The 18,439-nt window shown below is 68.2% G+C and carries 16 protein-coding genes, 1 tRNA gene and 1 pseudogene; 12 read left to right on the forward strand and 6 right to left on the reverse strand.

Translation table 11 applies throughout. The features are described from left to right. Positions 1 to 30 precede the first annotated feature (30 nt). A complete protein-coding gene (eno, locus tag AB4879_RS18745; protein ID WP_102808092.1) occupies positions 31 to 1,317 on the reverse strand; it encodes a phosphopyruvate hydratase in 1,287 nt (428 codons plus the stop codon). A 65-nt stretch (positions 1,318 to 1,382) separates the two neighbouring features. Next, positions 1,383 to 2,114, reverse strand: a complete 732-nt coding sequence (locus AB4879_RS18750; RefSeq protein WP_102808091.1) for a lytic transglycosylase domain-containing protein — start codon at positions 2,112 to 2,114, stop codon at positions 1,383 to 1,385. A gap of 178 nt (positions 2,115 to 2,292) precedes the next feature. On the opposite strand from AB4879_RS18750, the gene efeU reads away from it, so the two are divergent. From efeU to efeB, 3 genes are all read left to right on the forward strand, one after another. After that, the gene (gene efeU, locus AB4879_RS18755) at positions 2,293 to 3,249 is read left to right on the forward strand and encodes an iron uptake transporter permease EfeU (protein WP_102808090.1); all 957 of its coding nucleotides are present in this window, start codon (positions 2,293 to 2,295) and stop codon (positions 3,247 to 3,249) included. A gap of 62 nt (positions 3,250 to 3,311) precedes the next feature. After that, the gene (gene efeO / locus AB4879_RS18760; protein WP_233209372.1) at positions 3,312 to 4,412 is read left to right on the forward strand and encodes an iron uptake system protein EfeO; all 1,101 of its coding nucleotides are present in this window, start codon (positions 3,312 to 3,314) and stop codon (positions 4,410 to 4,412) included. 13 nt (positions 4,413 to 4,425) lie between these two features. Beyond that, complete coding sequence (gene efeB / locus AB4879_RS18765; protein WP_370508849.1) at positions 4,426 to 5,709, forward strand: iron uptake transporter deferrochelatase/peroxidase subunit; 1,284 nt, start codon at positions 4,426 to 4,428, stop codon at positions 5,707 to 5,709. Here the strand turns inward: efeB and AB4879_RS18770 are convergent. The 3 genes from AB4879_RS18770 to AB4879_RS18780 all read right to left on the reverse strand — a co-directional run bounded on the left by AB4879_RS18770 (position 5,682) and on the right by AB4879_RS18780 (position 11,133). Continuing rightward, the gene (locus AB4879_RS18770; protein ID WP_370508763.1) at positions 5,682 to 6,800 is read right to left on the reverse strand and encodes a nucleoside triphosphate pyrophosphohydrolase; all 1,119 of its coding nucleotides are present in this window, start codon (positions 6,798 to 6,800) and stop codon (positions 5,682 to 5,684) included. The two genes, efeB and AB4879_RS18770, sit on opposite strands and share 28 nt — an antisense overlap. After that, positions 6,797 to 10,459 carry a transcription-repair coupling factor gene (gene mfd / locus AB4879_RS18775; RefSeq protein WP_370508764.1) on the reverse strand — a complete coding sequence of 1,221 codons (3,663 nt, stop codon included), beginning with the start codon at positions 10,457 to 10,459 and terminating at the stop codon, positions 6,797 to 6,799. Before mfd ends, AB4879_RS18770 begins: the two co-directional genes overlap by 4 nt. 80 nt (positions 10,460 to 10,539) lie before the next feature. Beyond that, entirely contained in the window at positions 10,540 to 11,133 is a 594-nt protein-coding gene (locus AB4879_RS18780; RefSeq protein WP_199189929.1) for a TetR/AcrR family transcriptional regulator, read from the reverse strand. Between the two features lie 204 nt (positions 11,134 to 11,337). Between AB4879_RS18780 and AB4879_RS18785 the strand changes: the two genes are divergently transcribed. The 9 genes and pseudogenes from AB4879_RS18785 to AB4879_RS18825 form a co-directional block, all read left to right on the forward strand. Beyond that, positions 11,338 to 11,409: transfer RNA gene (locus AB4879_RS18785), tRNA-Gln, on the forward strand. A 7-nt stretch (positions 11,410 to 11,416) separates the two neighbouring features. Further along, the gene (gene glmU / locus AB4879_RS18790) at positions 11,417 to 12,892 is read left to right on the forward strand and encodes a bifunctional UDP-N-acetylglucosamine diphosphorylase/glucosamine-1-phosphate N-acetyltransferase GlmU (RefSeq protein ID WP_370508765.1); all 1,476 of its coding nucleotides are present in this window, start codon (positions 11,417 to 11,419) and stop codon (positions 12,890 to 12,892) included. Positions 12,893 to 12,986: 94 nt separating this feature from the next. Continuing rightward, positions 12,987 to 13,967: a ribose-phosphate diphosphokinase gene (locus AB4879_RS18795; RefSeq protein ID WP_083121645.1), complete on the forward strand. Its 981-nt coding sequence runs from the start codon at positions 12,987 to 12,989 to the stop codon at positions 13,965 to 13,967. After that, a complete protein-coding gene (gene arsC / locus AB4879_RS18800) occupies positions 13,968 to 14,309 on the forward strand; it encodes an arsenate reductase (glutaredoxin) (protein ID WP_370508766.1) in 342 nt (113 codons plus the stop codon). After that, a complete protein-coding gene (locus tag AB4879_RS18805) occupies positions 14,306 to 14,959 on the forward strand; it encodes an LpqN/LpqT family lipoprotein (protein WP_102808084.1) in 654 nt (217 codons plus the stop codon). Before arsC ends, AB4879_RS18805 begins: the two co-directional genes overlap by 4 nt. A 39-nt stretch (positions 14,960 to 14,998) precedes the next feature. Beyond that, a complete protein-coding gene (locus AB4879_RS18810; RefSeq protein WP_370508767.1) occupies positions 14,999 to 15,865 on the forward strand; it encodes an oxidoreductase in 867 nt (288 codons plus the stop codon). 133 nt (positions 15,866 to 15,998) lie between these two features. Further along, positions 15,999 to 16,658, forward strand: a complete 660-nt coding sequence (locus tag AB4879_RS18815) for a 50S ribosomal protein L25/general stress protein Ctc (protein ID WP_370508768.1) — start codon at positions 15,999 to 16,001, stop codon at positions 16,656 to 16,658. A 9-nt stretch (positions 16,659 to 16,667) separates the two neighbouring features. Continuing rightward, positions 16,668 to 17,243 (forward strand): aminoacyl-tRNA hydrolase, encoded by a 576-nt coding sequence (gene pth, locus AB4879_RS18820; protein ID WP_370508769.1) that lies wholly within the window; start codon positions 16,668 to 16,670, stop codon positions 17,241 to 17,243. Positions 17,244 to 17,325: 82 nt separating this feature from the next. Beyond that, positions 17,326 to 17,727, forward strand: a pseudogene (locus AB4879_RS18825) (DUF6611 family protein); the annotation flags it as partial. Here the strand turns inward: AB4879_RS18825 and AB4879_RS18830 are convergent. Next, the gene (locus tag AB4879_RS18830) at positions 17,681 to 18,439 is read right to left on the reverse strand and encodes a DUF998 domain-containing protein (protein WP_370508770.1); all 759 of its coding nucleotides are present in this window, start codon (positions 18,437 to 18,439) and stop codon (positions 17,681 to 17,683) included. The pseudogene AB4879_RS18825 and the gene AB4879_RS18830 sit on opposite strands and share 47 nt — an antisense overlap.

The following is an 18,439-nucleotide window of genomic DNA, read 5'->3' on the forward strand; positions in this document are numbered from 1 at the left end:
TTTCAGGCCTCTTCCCGGTCCCTTCGGGACTTAGTCTCCGACCACGAACCGCGGGAACGCCAGGTCGCCGGCGTACCGCGCGGCATCGCCGAGTGCTTCCTCGATGCGCAGCAACTGGTTGTACTTGGCGACGCGCTCGCTGCGGGCAGGCGCTCCGGTCTTGATCTGACCGCTGCTGACGGCGACGGCCAGGTCCGCGATGGTGGTGTCCTCGGTCTCGCCGCTGCGGTGGCTCATCATCGTCCGGTAGCCGCTGTTGTGCGCCAGCGCGACCGCGTCGAGGGTCTCGGTGAGCGTGCCGATCTGGTTGACCTTCACCAACAATGCGTTGGCCGCGCCCCGCTCGATACCGTCTTCGAGCCGTTCGGGGTTGGTGACGAACAGGTCGTCACCGACCAGCTGCACCCGGTCGCCGATGGCGGTGGTGAGCTCGACCCAGCCGTCCCAGTCGTCCTCGGACAGCGGATCCTCGATCGACACCAGCGCGTAGGAATCAAGCAGGTCGGCGTAGAAGTGGCCCATCTGCTCGGCGGTACGCACCTCTTTCTCGAAGGCGTAACCCTTGCCGGCGGTGAAGAATTCGGTCGCCGCCACGTCGAGTGCCAGCGCGACATCGGTGCCGAGGGTGAAGCCGGCCGCCTCGATCGCCGTGCCGATCAGATCGAGCGCCGCCTTGGTGCCCGCGACGTCCGGCGCGAAACCGCCTTCGTCACCGAGCCCGGTGGACAGACCCTGCTTCTTGAGCACCGACTTCAGCGAGTGGTAGACCTCGGCGCCCCAGCGCAGCGCCTCTTTGAAACTCGGCGCGCCGATCGGGGCGACCATGAACTCCTGGACGTCGACGCCGGTGTCGGCGTGCGCGCCGCCGTTGAGGATGTTCATCATCGGCACCGGAAGGATGTGCGCGTTCGGGCCACCGAGGTAGCGGAACAGCGGCAGACCGGCACTGTCGGCGGCGGCCTTGGCCACGGCCAGGGAGACGCCGAGGATGGCGTTGGCGCCGAGCCGCGACTTGTCGGGGGTTCCGTCCAGGTCCAGCAGGGCCTGGTCGACCAGACGCTGATCGTCGGCCGACAGGCCGATGACGGCCGGGGCGATCTCGTCGAGCACGGCCTCGACGGCCTTCTCGACGCCCTTGCCGCCGTACCGGGCCGCGCCGTCGCGGAGTTCGACGGCCTCGTGCTCGCCGGTCGACGCGCCGGATGGGACGGCGGCGCGGGCGAAGGTGCCGTCGATCAGGGCCACCTCGACCTCGACCGTCGGGTTGCCGCGGGAGTCGAGGATCTCGCGGGCCGCGACCTGCTCGATGATGGGCACTGGCTCTCTCCTTGCGTCGTGGTCTGCGACGAACAGCCTAGATGGTCGATCTGCCGGGAGCGCTGTTAGAGCGCGTGCCCTTGCGCATATGCCGTCGCCCAGTCCCGCACGGTGCGGGCGTACTGGTCGGAATGGTTGTAGGCGTGCAGTGCGTTCATCCACCCGCGCGGCGAGGCCAGATCCTTACCCCGGAAGCACAGATAGCCCGCCGCGGACAGCGCCGCGTCGTCGATGTTGTCCGGACTGATCACCCCGTCGTTGTTGGCGTCGACGCCGTAGAGCCGCCAGGTCTCCGGGATGAACTGCATCGGTCCCATCGCCCGCACGTAGATCGGCTCGTCGCTGCTCACCGTTTTCTCGTCGTCGATGATCTCGAGGTTGCCGTTGGTGCCGTCGAGATGGACGCCGCGGATCGGCGGGCTGACGTCCCCGTTCGGCGCGACGACAGCGTCGCGGTAGGTGCCGTGGTGGCTCTCGACCATGCCGATCCCGGCCAGCGTCGTCCAGGCCAGATGGCAGTTGGGGTTCTCCACCTCCGCCACCCGCGCGGCGTACGCGTAGGCCTCCAGCGCGGTGATCGGGATGCCGAGTGCCGGCGCCCGCTGCGCCGCCCAGTCGTGCAGCTGATCGGCCGGCCGGCCCTTGGCGTGGGTATCGACGGCGGGCACCGGATCCCCCGGCGGCGGCGGAACCCCATCCGGAATCGGCGTGCCCAGCTGCCAGGAACAACTGGCCGCCAGCAACATCGCCGCCGCCGCAATGACGGCGGCAGCACGCAGCCAGCGCGTTGACGACACAGCACTCCTCGGGCCCAACCAAACATGTTCATCGTCCCACGGCTCCCGGGTCGTTAGTCCCTACCGGCGGGCCCGAACGGCCGGTAACTTCGTTACCTACCGTCTGTTAAGGTGAGCCGATCCTTCATTTGGTAAGCCTTGCTTGACCGGCATTGTCTGAAGTTAGTTAGGACGCGCGATGACCCACCTGGCGGACGTCTCGAGCGGCATCCAGACGACATTCAGCGCGGCCGCCCCCAATGTCAGCGCGCAGCTGTTCGGCAGCGGCCTGATCGGCGTCCGCGAGGGTCTGGAAGCCGGGATCATCGTCATGGTCCTGATCGCTTTCCTGGTGAAATCCGATCGCCGCGACGCCCTGAAGTGGGTCTGGCTGGGCGTGGGCGCCGCGGTGCTGATGACCGTCGTCGTGTTTCTGACGATCCAGTACGGCACCTACACGATCACCGGGCTGGCCGCCGAAGCCATCGCCGGGGTCGCCTCCCTGGTGGCCGTCGTGATCGTCACATCGATGGTGCTGTGGATGCGCAAGGCCTCGGCCAGCATGTCCGGCGAGCTGCGAGCCGGGATGTCGAAGGCACTCGAGACCGGCGCGTTCGCCGTCTTCGCCCTGGCGTTCCTGGCCGTGGGCCGGGAGGGCGTCGAAACCGCACTGTTCATGGTCGGCTTCGCCGAAGCCGAGACCGCCTGGCCGCTGCTCGGGTTGCTGATCGGCGTCCTGGTGGCCGCCGCCATCGCCTGGGGCATGTACGCCGGGGCGGTACGGATCAACCTGGCAAAGTTCTTCTCCTACACCGGCGTGTTCCTGATCCTGGTGGCCGCGGGCGTCCTGTCCTACGGCATCGGCGCGCTGCAGACCGTGGGCTGGCTGCCCGGCCTGGGCTCGAAGGCCTTCGACATCAGCTCCGAACACTGGTCGGCCTGGTACGGCGAGATCGTCCAGGGCGTCTTCAACATCACCCCCACCCCGACGGTGCTGCAGCTCATCTGCTGGCTGGCCTACATCGTCATCGTGCTCGCCCTGTTCCTGCGGCCCACCCACGCCGCGCCGAAGCCCGCTCCGGCCACCGACGTCGCCCCCGACACCGCCTCCGAGGACTCGGAGCGCTCTCCCCTTACCGAAAGGTCCCATAAGTGACGCTGCCCCACGGCATCAAGACTTCCACCGCCGCCGTCGCCGCGATACTCGCCGGAGTTTCCATGGCCGGATGTACCGCCAAGGAAACGAAGTCGGCGGACTCGAGCAGCAAGGCAGCCTCGGAGATCACCGTGAACGCCACGGACACCGACTGCAAGCTGTCGGGCACCCAGGCCGCCACCGGGCCGAGCACGTTCGTGGTCACCAACAACGGGACCAAGGTGACCGAGTTCTACGTGTACGGCGAGGGCGAGCGGGTGATGGGTGAGGTCGAGAACATCTCCCCCGGCCTGCAGCGCAAGCTTGTTGTTCAGCTCGCCGAGCCGGGCACGTACCAGACCGCGTGCAAGCCGGGGATGATCGGCGACGGTATCCGCGCCGACTTCACCGTCACCGGCAACGCCGTCGCGGTGGACACCCAGGGCGAATTCAAGGAAGCCGCCGAGAGCTACAAGCGCTACGTCAACAGCCAGACCGACGCCCTGATCCCGGCCACCCAGCTGTTCGTCGACGCGATCAAGAAGGGTGACGTCGCGGCGGCCAAGGCCCAGTACCCGGTCGCGCGCACGTACTACGAGCGCATCGAGCCGGTGGCCGAGTCGTTCCCCAACGATCTGGACCCGCGCATCGACCTTCGCGAGGCCGACCTCGAACCCGGCCAGAAATGGACCGGCTTCCACGCGCTCGAGAAGCAGCTGTGGGTCACCGGTCTGCAGCCCGACGCCGGCGCGCTGGGCGACCAGCTGATGGCCGACGTCAAGGAGCTCAACGACGGCGTGAAGGCACCCGGCTGGACCATCGACTCCACCCAGATCGCCGGTGGCGCACAGGGTCTGCTCGACGAGATCGCGGCGAGCAAGATCAGCGGCGAAGAGGACATCTTCAGCCACACCGACCTGTGGGACTTCAACGCCAACGTCCAGGGCAGCCAGACCGCGGTGGCCTCGGTCCGCCCGATCCTCGACAGCCGCAACGCCGATCTGGGCAAGCGGGTCGACAAGGGCTTCGCCGATGTCGAGGCGCTGCTGGCCAAGTACCGCAAGGGTGACGGCTTCGTGCTCTACGACACCGTGACCGAGCCCCAGCGACAGGAACTCTCGCGTGCGATCGACGCGCTGAGCAAAGAGGTAAGCCAGGTGCAGGGTGTCATCGCTCCCCAGTAACGAGGACAAGCCGATGGTGGCCTCCCCCGAGCCGGCACCGTCGGGAATGTCGCGGCGCAAGCTGTTCGGCGCGGCAGGCGTCACCGCCGCGGTGGTCGGTGCGGCGGGCGCCGGGGCGCTGGCCGGCCGGGCGTCCGCAGCAAGCTCGGTCACCGGCGGGCTGGACAAGCCGGTACCGTTCCGCGGCGAGCACCAGGCCGGGATCGTCACCCCCGCCCAGGATCGGATGCACTTCGCCACGTTCGACGTGACGACCGAGTCCAGGGCTGATCTCGTCGCGATGCTCAAGGAGTGGACCGGCATGGCCGAGCGGATGACCGCCGGCCAGGAAGCCGTCCACGACGGTGCTGTCGGCCTCAATCCCTATGCCCCACCGGCAGATACGGGTGAGGCGCTGGGGCTGACGCCGTCGCAGCTGACGTTGACCATCGGGTTCGGTCCGTCGCTCTTCCTCAAGGACGGCAAGGACCGCTTCGGGTTGGCCGGCCAGAAGCCGCAACTGCTGGAGAACCTGCCCAAGTTCCCCAACGAGACCATGGACCCGGCCCGCTGCGGCGGGGACATCGTGGTACAGGCCTGCGCCAACGACCCCCAGGTCGCGGTGCACGCGATCCGCAATCTGGCCCGGGTCGGCTTCGGCACCGTCGCGGTGCGGTATTCCCAGCTGGGGTTCGGCCGTACCTCCTCGACCACCCGGGAACAGTCCACACCGCGAAATCTGTTCGGGTTCAAAGACGGAACCGCCAACATCAAGGCCGAAGACACCGACACGCTGAACCAGCAGGTGTGGGTGGCCAAGGGCGACGGACCGGACTGGATGACCGGCGGCAGCTATATGATCAGCCGTCGCATTCGAATGCGGATCGAATCATGGGACCGCACAACGCTCCTCGAGCAGGAGCGGGTGATCGGCAGGCAGAAGGGCAGCGGTGCGCCCAACGGACTCAAGCAGGAGTTCGAGGAGCTGAACTTCGACATTGTCGACAACAAGAACGAGCCGTTGATCGACCGTGACGCCCACGTGCGGCTGGCATCCCAGCAGCACCTGAACGGTATCCAGATCCTGCGCCGCGGTTACAACTTCACCGACGGCTCCGACGGATTCGGGCACCTGGACGCCGGACTGTTCTTCATCGCATTCGTGCGCAACCCGGCGACCCAATTCATCCCGATGCAGATGGAGCTGGCCCGCCGCGATCTGCTCAACGAGTACATCACCCACACCGGCAGCGCGATCTTCGCGATCCCGCCGGGCCTGCGCGACGGCGACTACTGGGGCTCGACGCTGCTGGGCTGATCGACGTCGCGCAGCTCACTGCCCGCGAGGTCGTCGGCCAGCTCGGGCAGGTCCAGATCGTCGTCGACCCGCAGGAAGTCGACATCGTCGAGCACGTCGTCGTCGGTGACCACCTCGGGCACCGACGGTAGCTCCAGCGGCTCGACTTCCGGTGCCGGCCAGTGCCTGCGCCACTCGGCGGCGCTGACCGCGCCCAACGCCGCGGCGGCGTCGAGTTCCGTTGCGGCGTCGGTATCGCGCCGATTCGCCGCGATCGCGCGCTCGACGGCTCGTACGGTGTCCATGAATTCCAGTACGTCGGTGCGCAACTCGTTCTCGGCATCGCGCTCCGCCGAGACCGTCACCGTGACGATCGATGCCGGGATCAGCTCCGGCGGCAGCCCGGCGGTCGTCACCCGGGCAATCACCTTCTGCGCCAGCGCCAGCGCCGGCTGAGCGGTCGGCACGTCGTCGACACAGGAGACCCGGTTACTCTTCCCGAGATTCTCCGCGGCCTTGCGCTGTTCCCACTGGGCCAGTTGGTCTTCCAGCGAGATCGACTCCCCGGCCAGCACCGCGGGCACCCGGTTGCCGAGCTTGCGCACCAGCGCGTCGGCGACGTCGTCGATGGTGAATCCGTGCAACGCCTCCTCGGCGATCCGGGCGTGAAAGAGCACCTGCAGCAACACGTCTCCGAGTTCCTCGCGCAGCTCGTCGGCGTTGCCGCCGCGGACCGCGTCGAAGAGCTCGTAGGTTTCCTCCAGGAGGTAGCGCCGCAGCGAGTCGTGGGTCTGTTCGCTCTCCCACGGCCCGGCCGTGCGCAGCTTGTCCATGATCGCCACCGCGTCGACCAGCCGCTCGCCGGACTGCGGGGCGGGTGCGGCGATCAGCCGCTCACCGGCGGACAGCCGGGCCCGCACCCCGGGGTGCTGCCGATCGGAGGAGAGGAGCACCGGCGCGTCGGCACCGGTGAACACCGGTCGCGCCGACGGCAGCGACCACGGCACCTTGACCGGCATCTCCTCGGTGTACTGCACGTCACCGCCCAGCAGCTCCACGGCGTCGACGGGGACGAGCGACGGACGGCGCGGATCGACCAGGATGACGGTCACCGCTCTCCCCTCGCCGAGCCTGCCGGTGTGAACGTCGTTATATCAAGCTCGCCGTGCGGTTGTCCGTCAAGTGCGCGAAGCAGATCGGCAACCATCTGCACCAGTTCAAGGTCACGGATCCGGGGGGCGCCGACACCGCTGCCCGCCCGCGGAATCGGCACCATCACCGTCGAGGTCGTCGCCCGATAGTTCGCGCCGGGATAGACCCGCTTCAGCCGCAGCTGCGCCGAGTCGGGCAGCGTCAGCGGCGAGACACGAATCGTTGTGGCCGAACCACTTCCGGTCGCGGCGACCTCTGTCACCCCGTACCCGCGGCACACCAGCCGCAACCGGGCCATCGCGACCAGCCGCTGCGCGGGTTCGGGCAGCGGGCCGTAGCGGTCGGTGAGTTCCTCGACCACCGAGACGATGCCCGCGTCGTCGCCGGCGCCGGCCAGCCGGCGATAGGCCTCCAACCGAAGCCGGTCACTCTCGATGTAGTCCGGCGGCAGGTTGGCGTCGACCGGCAGATCGATCCGCACATCCTTGGGTTCCTCGGATGTGGTGACCGTCTTGCCGTCGGCCGCGGCCCGGTATGCCTCGACGGCCTCGCCCACCAGCCGGACGTAGAGGTCGAATCCCACCCCGGCGACGTGGCCGGACTGTTCGGCACCCAGCACATTGCCCGCGCCGCGAATCTCCAAGTCCTTCATCGCAACTGCCATGCCCGCGCCGAGTTCGTTGTTCTGCGCGATCGTGGCCAGCCGGTCGTAGGCGGTCTCGGTGAGCGGCATCTCCTTCGGGTACAGGAAGTAGGCGTAGCCGCGCTCGCGGCTGCGTCCAACCCGACCGCGCAGCTGATGCAGCTGGGACAGGCCGAAGGTGTCGGCGCGCTCGACGATCAGGGTGTTGGCGTTCGAAATGTCCAGCCCCGTCTCGACGATCGTCGTGCAGACCAGGATGTCGTACTCGCGGTTCCAGAAGCCCTCGACCGTGCGCTCCAACAGCTCTTCGGGCATCTGGCCGTGCGCGACCACCACCCGCGCCTCAGGCACCAGCTGCCGGACCCGGGCGGCCGCGGCGTCGATGCTGCTGACCCGGTTGTGGATGTAGAAAACCTGCCCGTCACGCAGCAACTCGCGCCGCAGCGCCGCGGCGACCTGCTTGTCGTCGTGGCCGCCGACATAGGTCAGCACCGGGTAACGCTCCTCCGGCGGGGTCAGAATGGTCGACATCTCCCGGATACCGGCCAGGCTCATCTCCAGCGTGCGCGGGATCGGGGTGGCGCTCATCGTCAGGACGTCGACGTGCGTGCGCAGGCTCTTGATGTGCTCTTTGTGCTCGACGCCGAAGCGCTGTTCCTCGTCGACGATCACCAAACCGAGGTCTTTCCACCGCACGGCGGTCTGCAGCAGCCGGTGCGTGCCGATCACCACGTCGACGCTGCCGTCGGCCATTCCCTCGAGCACGGCGCGCGACTCGGCCGGGTCGGTGAACCGCGACAGGCCCTTCACGGTCACCGGGAAGCCGGCCATCCGCGCACTGAACGTCTGCAGATGCTGATCGGCCAGCAGCGTGGTCGGGACCAGCACCGCGACCTGCTTGCCGTCCTGCACGGCCTTGAACGCCGCGCGCACCGCGATCTCGGTCTTGCCGTAACCGACATCGCCACAGATGACCCGGTCCATCGGGACCGGCTTCTCCATGTCGGACTTGACCTCCTGGATGGCGGTCAACTGGTCGATCGTCTCGGTGAAGCCGAACGCGTCCTCCATCTCGGCCTGCCACGGGGTGTCCGGGCCGAACGCGTGGCCGGGCGCGGCCTGCCGCTTGGCGTAGAGCGCCACCAATTCGCTGGCTATCTCCCGAACAGCCTTGCGCGCCTTGGTCTTTGTGTTGGTCCAGTCACTCCCGCCCAGGCGGCTCAGGCTGGGCTCCTGGCCACCGACGTAACGGGACAGCTGGTCCAGGGAATCCATCGGCACGAACAGTTTGTCGGCAGACTGCCCCCGCTTGCTGGACGCGTACTCCAGCACCAGGTACTCGCGCCGCGCGCCGCCGACGGTCCGCTCGACCATCTCGACGAACCGCCCGATGCCGTGCTGGTCGTGCACCACCAGGTCGCCCGCGGTCAGCGCCAGCGGGTCAACGGTGTTGCGGCGCTTGGCCGCCAGCCGCTTGCCCTCGGTGCCGGTCACCCGGTTGCCGGTCAGGTCGGTTTCGGTGATCACCACCAGGTTGGCGCCGGGCACGATGATGCCGTCGTGCAGCGGGCCTTTGAGCACACCGACCACACCGGCCTTCGGGGCTGCGCCGGATTCCAGCATCGCGGCCGGGGTGTCGCGCTCGCCGAGTTGCTCGACGACCCGATGTGCGGTGCCGGTGCCCGGCGCGACGACGGCGGCGAATCCTCCGGTCAGCACATGGGCGCGCAGCATCGCGAAGATCTCGTCGACGTTGCTCTGCTGGCCGCGGACCGACGGGGCGGCCCGCACGTCGAGTTCGGTGGCGTCCTCGGCGGCCAACTGGCTCACCGTCCACCACGGGTGGCCGGACCCGCGCGCCGCGGCCCGCACCTCCTCGAGCTCGCGGAACCCGGACCCACCGAGTTCTTCGATGTCGATCGGGGCGTCGCCGCCGAGAGCGGCCACCGACCAGGACGCTTCGAGGAATTCCCGGCCGGTCTTGATCAGGTCGGCCGCGCGGGTGCGCACCTTTTCCGGATCGCACACCAGAACCGGGGTGCCCTCCGGCAGGTGGTCGATGAGCAGGGTCAGGTCGTCGGGTCGCAGCACCGGCTGCAGCGCCTCCATCCCGTCGACCGGGATGCCCTCGGCCAGCTTGGCCAGCATGTCGTCGACGCTGCCGCTGACCTGGTTGCCGTCACCGCGCGGCCGGTCGGCGAGCAGCCTGGCGGCATGCGCCCGCACCTCGTCGGTGAGCAACAGCTCGCGGCACGGGACCGCGACCACGCTGTCCACGTCGATCTCGGGGATGGACCGCTGATCGGCGACCGAGAACATCCGCATCTCGCTGACCTCGTCGCCCCAGAACTCCACCCGCACCGGATGCTCGGCCGTCGGCGGGAAAAGGTCCAAAATGCCGCCGCGGACCGCAAATTCGCCGCGCTTGCCGACCATGTCGACGCGGGTGTACGCCAGCTCGACCAGGCGCGCGATCAAGGCGTCGAAATCGAATTCGGCCCCCGCAGCGAGTGTCACCGGTTCGACGGTTCCGACGTCGGGAGCCATCGGCTGCAGCAGGGAACGCACCGTGGTGACCACCACGCACAGCGGCGGGCCGAGGCGCTCGTCGTCGGGGTGGGCCAGCCGGCGCAGCAGCATCAGCCGGGCGCCCACGGTGTCCACCCCGGGCGAGAGCCGCTCGTGCGGCAGGGTCTCCCAGGACGGGAACATCGCCGCCGAGTTGCCGAACACGCCTCGCAGCTCGGCGGTGAGGTCGTCGGCGTCGCGGCCCGTCGCGGTGACCACCAGCAGCGGGCCCTTGCGGGCGACCGCACAGGCGGCGTACAGCTGTGAGCTGGCCGGCCCGACCAGCGCGAGTTCTTCGGGACGCTCGGCGGCCCGCTGCGCGAGTTCGACGAATTCCGGCGCGGTCAGCGCCAAGTCCACCAGCCCGGCGATCGGGGTGTGAACATACTCCTGCCCCGGTGCGGTCATGATGTATCCATCCTAGGCGGCGGGACCGAAGCCGTTGCGGCGGGCCGCGATTCGCTCGCGCGCTGTGACGCAGGTCGCGTTCACTCACCTTCCAGTTGCGGATCGGCCTCCAGATGGGTCAGGCCGTTCCACATCAGGTTCACCAGGTGCGCGGCGACCACTTCTTTCTTCGGCTCACGGGTGTCGAGCCACCATTGGGCGGTCATCGACACCGAACCGACCAGGGCCTGCGCGTACAGCGGGGCCAGCACGGGGTCCAGTCCGCGGCGGGCGAAATCACCGGCCAGGATCGAGGACACCTGGCTGACGGCGTCGTTGAGCAGGCTGGAGTAGGTGCCGGTGCTGATCGCTGCGGGTGAGTCACGGATCAGGATGCGGAAACCGTCGGTCCGCTCCTCGACGTAGGTCAGCAGGGCAAGCGCCACCCGTTCGACCCGGACCCGGGACCGGTTGTTGGTCAGCGACGACGAGATCCCGTCGAGCAGGGCCGACATCTCGCGGTCGACGACCACCGCGTACAAGCCTTCCTTGCCACCGAAGTGCTCGTAGACGACGGGCTTGGAGACGTTCGCGCGTTGGGCGATCTCCTCGATCGAGGTGCCCTCGTATCCGCGCTCGGCGAACAGGGTCCGCGCCACGTCGATGAGCTGGCGCCGACGTTCGGTGCCGGTCATCCGGGCGCGCGGTGCCCGCGGCTCCTTCTCCGGTGCTGCCACGCTGTACCTTTCCCGGGTCGCTGCGCTCCTGCCCTCCGGTGGGCCTTTCCCGGATCGCTGCGCTCCTGCCCTCCGGTGGACCTTTCCCGGGTCGCTGCGCTCCTGCCCTCCGAGGTGAGCGTAGCCGTCTGCATTAGAGTCTCAGGCGGACATTTCGGCCAGTCCGTCGTGGTGTAATCGGCAGCACCTCTGATTTTGGTTCAGATAGTTCAGGTTCGAGTCCTGGCGACGGAGCATATTGATGGAGGTCCAGGTGACCACGCAGACCGATGCCGCCGTCCTGGTGCTGGCAGCCGGGGCCGGAACCCGCATGCGCTCCGATACCCCCAAGGTGTTGCACACCCTCGGCGGGCGCAGCATGCTCTCGCACGCCCTGTACGCAGTCGCCAAGGTTGCTCCCCAGCACCTGGTCGCCGTGCTCGGCAAGGACCGCGAGCGCATCGGCCCGGTGGTGGCCGGGCTCGCGCAGGAGCTGGGCCGCACCATCGAGGTGGCCGTGCAGGAGCAGCAACTCGGCACCGGCCACGCCGTGCTGTGCGGACTGTCCGGGCTGCCCGACGATTTCGCCGGCACCGTCGTCGTGACCTCGGGCGACGTTCCGCTGCTGGACGCCGAGACGCTGGCCGAGCTGATCGCGGTCCACCGCGGCAAGCGTGCGGCGGCGACCGTCGTGACCACGACCCTGCCGAACGGAAGCGGCTACGGCCGGATCTTGCGCACCCAGGACGGCGAGGTCATCGCGATCGTCGAGGAAACCGACGCCACCCCGCAGCAGCGGGCCATCCGCGAGGTCAACGCCGGTGTGTACGCGTTCGACATCGCCGAACTGCGTTCCGCACTCAGCCGACTGTCGTCCGACAACGCCCAGCACGAGCTCTATCTGACCGACGTGATCTCGATCCTGCGCGCCGACCACCGGGTGGTGCACGCCAAGCACGTCGACGATGCCGCGCTGGTCGCCGGGGTCAACGACCGGGTACAGCTCGCCGACCTGGCGCGGGAGCTCAACCGGCGCGTGGTGGCCGCCCATCAGCGGGCCGGCGTCACGGTCATCGACCCCCTCAGCACCTGGATCGACGTCGACGTCACCATCGGCCGCGACACCGTGCTCCGGCCGGGCACCCAGCTGCTGGGCGCCACCCGGATCGGCGCGCGTTGCGAGATCGGTCCGGACACCACGTTGACCCAGGTGAGCGTCGGCGATGAGGCCTCGGTGGTGCGCACCCACGGCAGCGAATCGGTGATCGGCGACGGGGCGACGGTCGGACCGTTCACCTTCCTGCGGCCGGGCACCGAGCTGGGCGCCCGCGGCAAGCTCGGCACCTTCGTCGAGACCAAGAACGCGGTCATCGGCGCGGGCACCAAAGTGCCGCACCTGACCTACGTGGGCGACGCCGACATCGGCGAGAACAGCAATATCGGCGCATCCAGCGTGTTCGTGAACTATGACGGCGAGAACAAGAGCCGCACCACCATCGGTTCGCACGTGCGCACCGGCTCGGACACGATGTTCGTCGCGCCCGTCACCGTCGGCGACGGCGCCTACACCGGGGCGGGCACGGTGCTGCGCGACGACGTGCCCCCGGGCGCGCTGGCGGTGTCGGCCGGGCCACAGCGCAACATCGAGAACTGGGTGCTGCGCAAACGGCCCGGTAGCCCCTCGGCGCAGGCCGCGGCGAAGGCGCAAGAGTCCGAGTCGGGCAACGCAACCGACTGATCGGCGTCGCCAGATGTTGCCTTTTTGGTAACCCGGGGAGGTAGCACCGTACGATTGGCCCGTATCGATCCCCGACCGGCAAGGGCAGCACACAGTGGGCACGGACTGGACCGACAACCGCAAAAATCTGATGCTCTTCTCGGGTCGCGCGCACCCGGAGCTGGCGGATCAGGTCGCCAAAGAGCTCGACGTCCAGGTCACCGCGCAGACCGCACGCGATTTCGCCAACGGTGAGATCTTCGTCCGCTTCGACGAATCGGTTCGTGGCTGCGACGCTTTCGTCCTGCAGTCCCATCCCGCGCCGCTGAACAAGTGGCTGATGGAACAGCTGATCATGATCGACGCGCTCAAGCGCGGCAGCGCCAAGCGAATCACCGCGATCCTGCCGTTCTATCCCTACGCCCGCCAGGACAAGAAGCACCGCGGCCGTGAACCCATCTCCGCCCGGCTGGTCGCCGACCTCTACAAGACGGCGGGCGCCGACCGCATCGTCACCGTGGACCTGCACACCGACCAGATCCAGGGCTTCTTCGACGGACCGGTCGATCACATGCGAGCCCAGCCGCTGCTGACCGGCTACATCCGGGACAACTACAACTGCGAGAACGTTGTCGTGGTCTCGCCGGACTCGGGCCGCGTGCGGGTGGCCGAGAAGTGGGCCGACGCCTTGGGCGGCACACCGCTGGCGTTCATCCACAAGACCCGCGACCCGAAGGTGCCCAACCAGGTGAAGTCCAACCGGGTCGTCGGTGACGTGGCCGGCAAGACCTGTGTGCTCACCGACGACATGATCGACACCGGCGGCACCATCGCCGGCGCGGTCAAGCTGCTGCACGACGACGGCGCCAAGGACGTCATCATCGCCGCCACCCATGGCGTGCTGTCCGACCCGGCCCGCGAGCGACTGGCCGACAGCGGTGCCCGCGAAGTGATCGTCACCAACACGCTGCCGATCGACGAGTCCAAGCGATTCCCGCAGCTGACGGTGCTCTCGATCGCCCCACTGCTGGCCAGCACCATCCGCGCGGTCTTCGAAAATGGTTCGGTGACAGGCCTTTTCGATGGGGACGCATAGTTGTCAAGCACCATCTATCACAATCCCCGCTGCAGCACCTCCCGCAAGACCCTGGATCTGCTGCGCGACAACGGACTTGCGCCGGAGATCGTCGAGTATCTGAAGACACCGCCGTCGCGCGCCGAGATCGCGAAGCTGATCGCCGACGCCGGCATCGGCGTTCGCGCCGCCGTACGCAAGCGTGAATCCCTATACAGCGAACTAAATCTCGCCGACGCCAGCGATGACGAGTTGCTGGATGCCATGGCGGCCAACCCGATCCTCATCGAGCGCCCGTTCGTGGTGACCGACAAAGGCACCCGGTTGGCCCGGCCGATCGAATCGGTGCACGACATTCTGTGAGGGCCGGTAGCGCAGTCCTGTGCATCGCGCTGGCCACGACCGTGGCGGCGTGCGGGTCGACGCCGCCGGACTACTCCTCGATCTGGAGCACACCGGCGACCACCACCACGGCTGCTCCGACCACCTCGGGCAAACCGCAGCCGATCGCCGAATACCTCTACGGCGTCGGCGTGATCGGCGAGCAGATTCCGCTGGACAAGCTCACCGACATCACCGTCACGCTGCCGCGGCCGCCGGGCTGGACCAAGTACGACAACTCGAACTTCTCGCCGGGCACCGAAGTCATCGCGAAGAACAACACCTATCCGACGGCGATGGTGATCGTGTTCAAGCTGACCGGCAACTTCGACGTGGGCGAGGCGCTCAAGCACGCCAGCGCCGATGCCGAGATGAGTCAGAACTTCACCAAACTCAACGCATCCTCCGCTGACTTCAGGGGTTTCCCGTCCTCGATGATCGAGGGCAGCTACGACCTCAACGGCAAGCGACTGCACTCCTACAACCGCGTGGTGATCCCGGTGACTCCGGCGCCCGCCTTCCAGCGCTACCTGGTGCAGCTGACGGTGACGACGCTGGCCGATCAGGCCGCGGCGGCGTCCACCGATGTCGAGGCGATCATCTCCGGGTTCAACGTCGCCCTCAAGAAGTAGCGTCAGCCCGCTGAGCCGGGTCCCCCTAGAGTGACTCCCATGAGTTGGACCGCCGCAGATTTGCCGTCGTTCGCCGGGCGCACCGTCATCGTCACCGGAGCCAACAGCGGGTTGGGGCTGATCACCGCGCGCGAGATGGCGCGCGTCGGCGCACACACCATTCTGGCCTGCCGCAACGCGGCCAAGGGTGCGGAAGCCGCCGCCACCATGACCGGCGACGTCGAGGTGCGCGGCCTCGACCTCCAGGACCTGAGCTCGATCAGCGACTTCGCCGCAGGCGTCCAGAGCGTCGACGTCCTGATCAACAACGCCGGGATCATGGCTGTCCCCTACGCCGTCACCAAGGACGGATTCGAGAGCCAGATCGGCACCAACCATCTGGGCCACTTCGCGCTGACCAACCTCCTGCTGCCCAAAGTGACCGACCGGGTCGTCACGGTCTCGTCGTTCATGCACCTGCTGGGCAAGATCAGCCTGAAGGACCTGAACTGGAAGGCCCGGCCGTATTCCGCGTGGCTGGCCTACGGCCAGTCCAAGCTCGCCAATCTGCTGTTCACCAGTGAGCTGCAGAAGCGCCTCGACGCCGCCGGGTCCCCGCTGAAGTCGCACGCCGCCCACCCCGGCTACTCGGCGACCAACCTGCAAGGCCACACCGGCAACCGGATGGGCACCCGGATCTGGGACGCCGGCAACGCCGTGTTCGCCACCAGCGCCGACTTCGGCGCCCGCCAGACCCTGTACGCGGCTGCCGAGAACCTGCCCGGCAACAGCTTCATCGGGCCCAGGTTCGCCATGCGCGGACCGACCGGCCAGTCACCGCGCAGCCCGCTGGCCCGCAACCAGACCACCGCCGCCGGGCTCTGGCGGCTGTCCGAGCAGCTCACCGGCATCGAATTTCCGCTCTGAACCCCTGATCGGCTACCCTGGGGGCCGCGTCACGGCGAGGGTGGTCCAGCCACCGTTATCGACGAGGCTTCCTTTTATCGGTGCCTGCCTTAGCCGTGCGGATGACCCACGACAGGCAACAGGAGCACCCCTCATGGCCAAGAACGCCACCAACAACCTCACCGCCGCCGTGCGGGACAAGACCGGCAAGGGCGCCTCGCGCCAGGCCCGCCGCGACGGCAAGGTTCCCGTCGTGCTCTACGGCCACGGCACCGAGCCCCAGCACCTCGAGCTCAACGCCCACGACTTCGCCGCCGTCCTGCGCAAGCACGGCACCAACGCGGTGCTGACCCTCGACGTCGAGGGCAAGGAACAGCTGGCGCTGACCAAGGCCCTCTCCGTGCACCCGATCCGGCGGAGCATCCAGCACGCCGATCTCATCGTGGTTCGCCGCGGCGAGAAGGTGACCGTCGAGGTCAACATCACCCTCGAGGGCGACGCCGCCCCGGGCGCCCTGGTCACCCAGGACGCCAACACCATCGAGATCGAGGCCGACGCCATGTCGATCCCGCAGCAGCTGGTCGTGTCGATCGAGGGCGCCGAGGAAGGCACCCAGATCACCGCAGGCCAGGTCGAGCTGCCCGAGGGCGTGACGCTGATCAGCGATCCCGAACTGCTGGTCGTCAACATCGTGACCGCCCCGACCGCCGAGGAGCTCGAGTCCGAGGGTGGCGGCGAGTCGATCGAGGAGCAGGCCGCCGACGCCGCCGAGGCAGCCGAAGCCGCCGAGGGCGAGTCGGCCGAGGCCGAGTAAGACTGCCCGGTGGCCGAACCCCTGCTGGTTGTCGGCCTGGGCAACCCGGGCCCGCAGTACGCCAAGACCCGACACAACCTCGGGTTCATGGTGGCCGACGTGCTGGCCGGGCGCATCGGCGCACAGTTCAAGGTGCACAAGCGCTCCGGCGCGGAGGTCGTGACCGGCCGGCTGGCGCATCGTCCCGTGGTGCTGGCCAAGCCGCGCACCTACATGAACGAGTCGGGGCGCCAGGTCGGTCCGTTGGCGAAGTTCTACTCGGTCATGCCGGCCGACATCATCGTCATCCACGATGAGCTCGACATCGACTTCGGCCGGATCCGCCTGAAACTGGGCGGCGGCGAAGGCGGCCACAACGGCTTGCGGTCTGTGGCCAACGCGTTGGGGACCAAGAACTTTCACCGGGTCCGCATCGGGGTCGGCCGGCCGCCGGGACGCAAGGATCCGGCGGCGTACGTCCTGGAGCCGTTCACCGCGGCCGAGCGCACGGAGGTCCCGGCGATCTGCGAGCAGGCCGCCGACGCGACCGAGTTGCTGATCGAGGCCGGGCTGGAGACAGCCCAGAATCAGGTGCACGCCTGGTGAATCCGTAAGGGTTCGGCGGGCGGGCGTCAGGATTCCGTATAGACCGACGACGGGGATAGCGCGCGGGCGTAGACCTGAGTGCGTGACCACTTCTGTCTGGGGTTCTTTCGACGCCTACCCGGCGCGCTACGGTGTCGCCCGCTATCGGCTGGTGGTGTTCCCACCCGGTATCACCGCGTGGGAACGACGCATGGTGCGGGCGTGGCGCACCTGGCCGCTGTGGGGAGCCGCACTGTGGCTGATCCTGCAGATCGGCGGCGAGGCCGTCGGTATGTCCGCGACCGCGCTGGTCGCCGGGACGATGATCTATATCGCCGGCGGGGCAATCACATTCGCGCTGGCGGGTGAGACGCGGATGCGGGTGCGCACCCTGTGGGCCATCAGGGTCGCAGGCGTGCACCACGACGAGACCGAGCAACGGTATGAACAGCTGCGCGTCATGGCGCGGGCCCTGGATCATGCGGACCTGGATCTGGCGGAGGGCCGGATCTCCCCGCTGGAACACGAGGCCCGCTGGTGGGGTGTCTATGACGTTCTCGACTCGATGACGCCTGCCGCTCGGGAGGAGGATCGGCGCGCTCACCACGCACCAGCCACAGCCCCAGCGCAATCAGCGCAGCCACCTCGAACCCGGCGATGCCTCGTTCCACCACGCCGAGCGGGATCAGCCTCCACCACGGCCGATCAGTCGCCACACCGACCACGATCGCCCCGAACAGCACTGCCAGCCAACCGATTCCGACACCAGTAAGCCATCTGGCGGCTCGAGCGGTGACGTCCCTGCCACGAGCGATCAGCAACACCGCCAGTGGCAACGCGACGAATGCGAGGAGCGTCGCGACCCGGTGTACGGTGCCCGACGCACTCGGACCGGTGACCCAATTGTGCTTGGGGAACGCCACGACGCCCAGCAGGCCGACCACCCACAGCATCATCAGCACCGATCCTGCCGAGCGCAGCCGAACCCGTCCGGCACGGATCAGACCGTGCAGCAATGCCGCTGACGCGACCGCCAGGATCAGCACGGCCGCGACGAAAGCCGCACTGCCCGAGGTGTAGACGTACTCGGAGATGGTGGCGGCACGCAATTGTCTGCCGCGAGTGTGTTGCCCGCCCAGTGTGGCGTCGAGAGCGAGCACCGCGACGATCGCGAACGCGGAACCGAACACACCCATCCAGCCGAGCGCCCGCTCCAT

Source organism: Mycobacterium sp. SA01, from assembly GCF_041287105.1.
Classification (GTDB): domain Bacteria; phylum Actinomycetota; class Actinomycetes; order Mycobacteriales; family Mycobacteriaceae; genus Mycobacterium.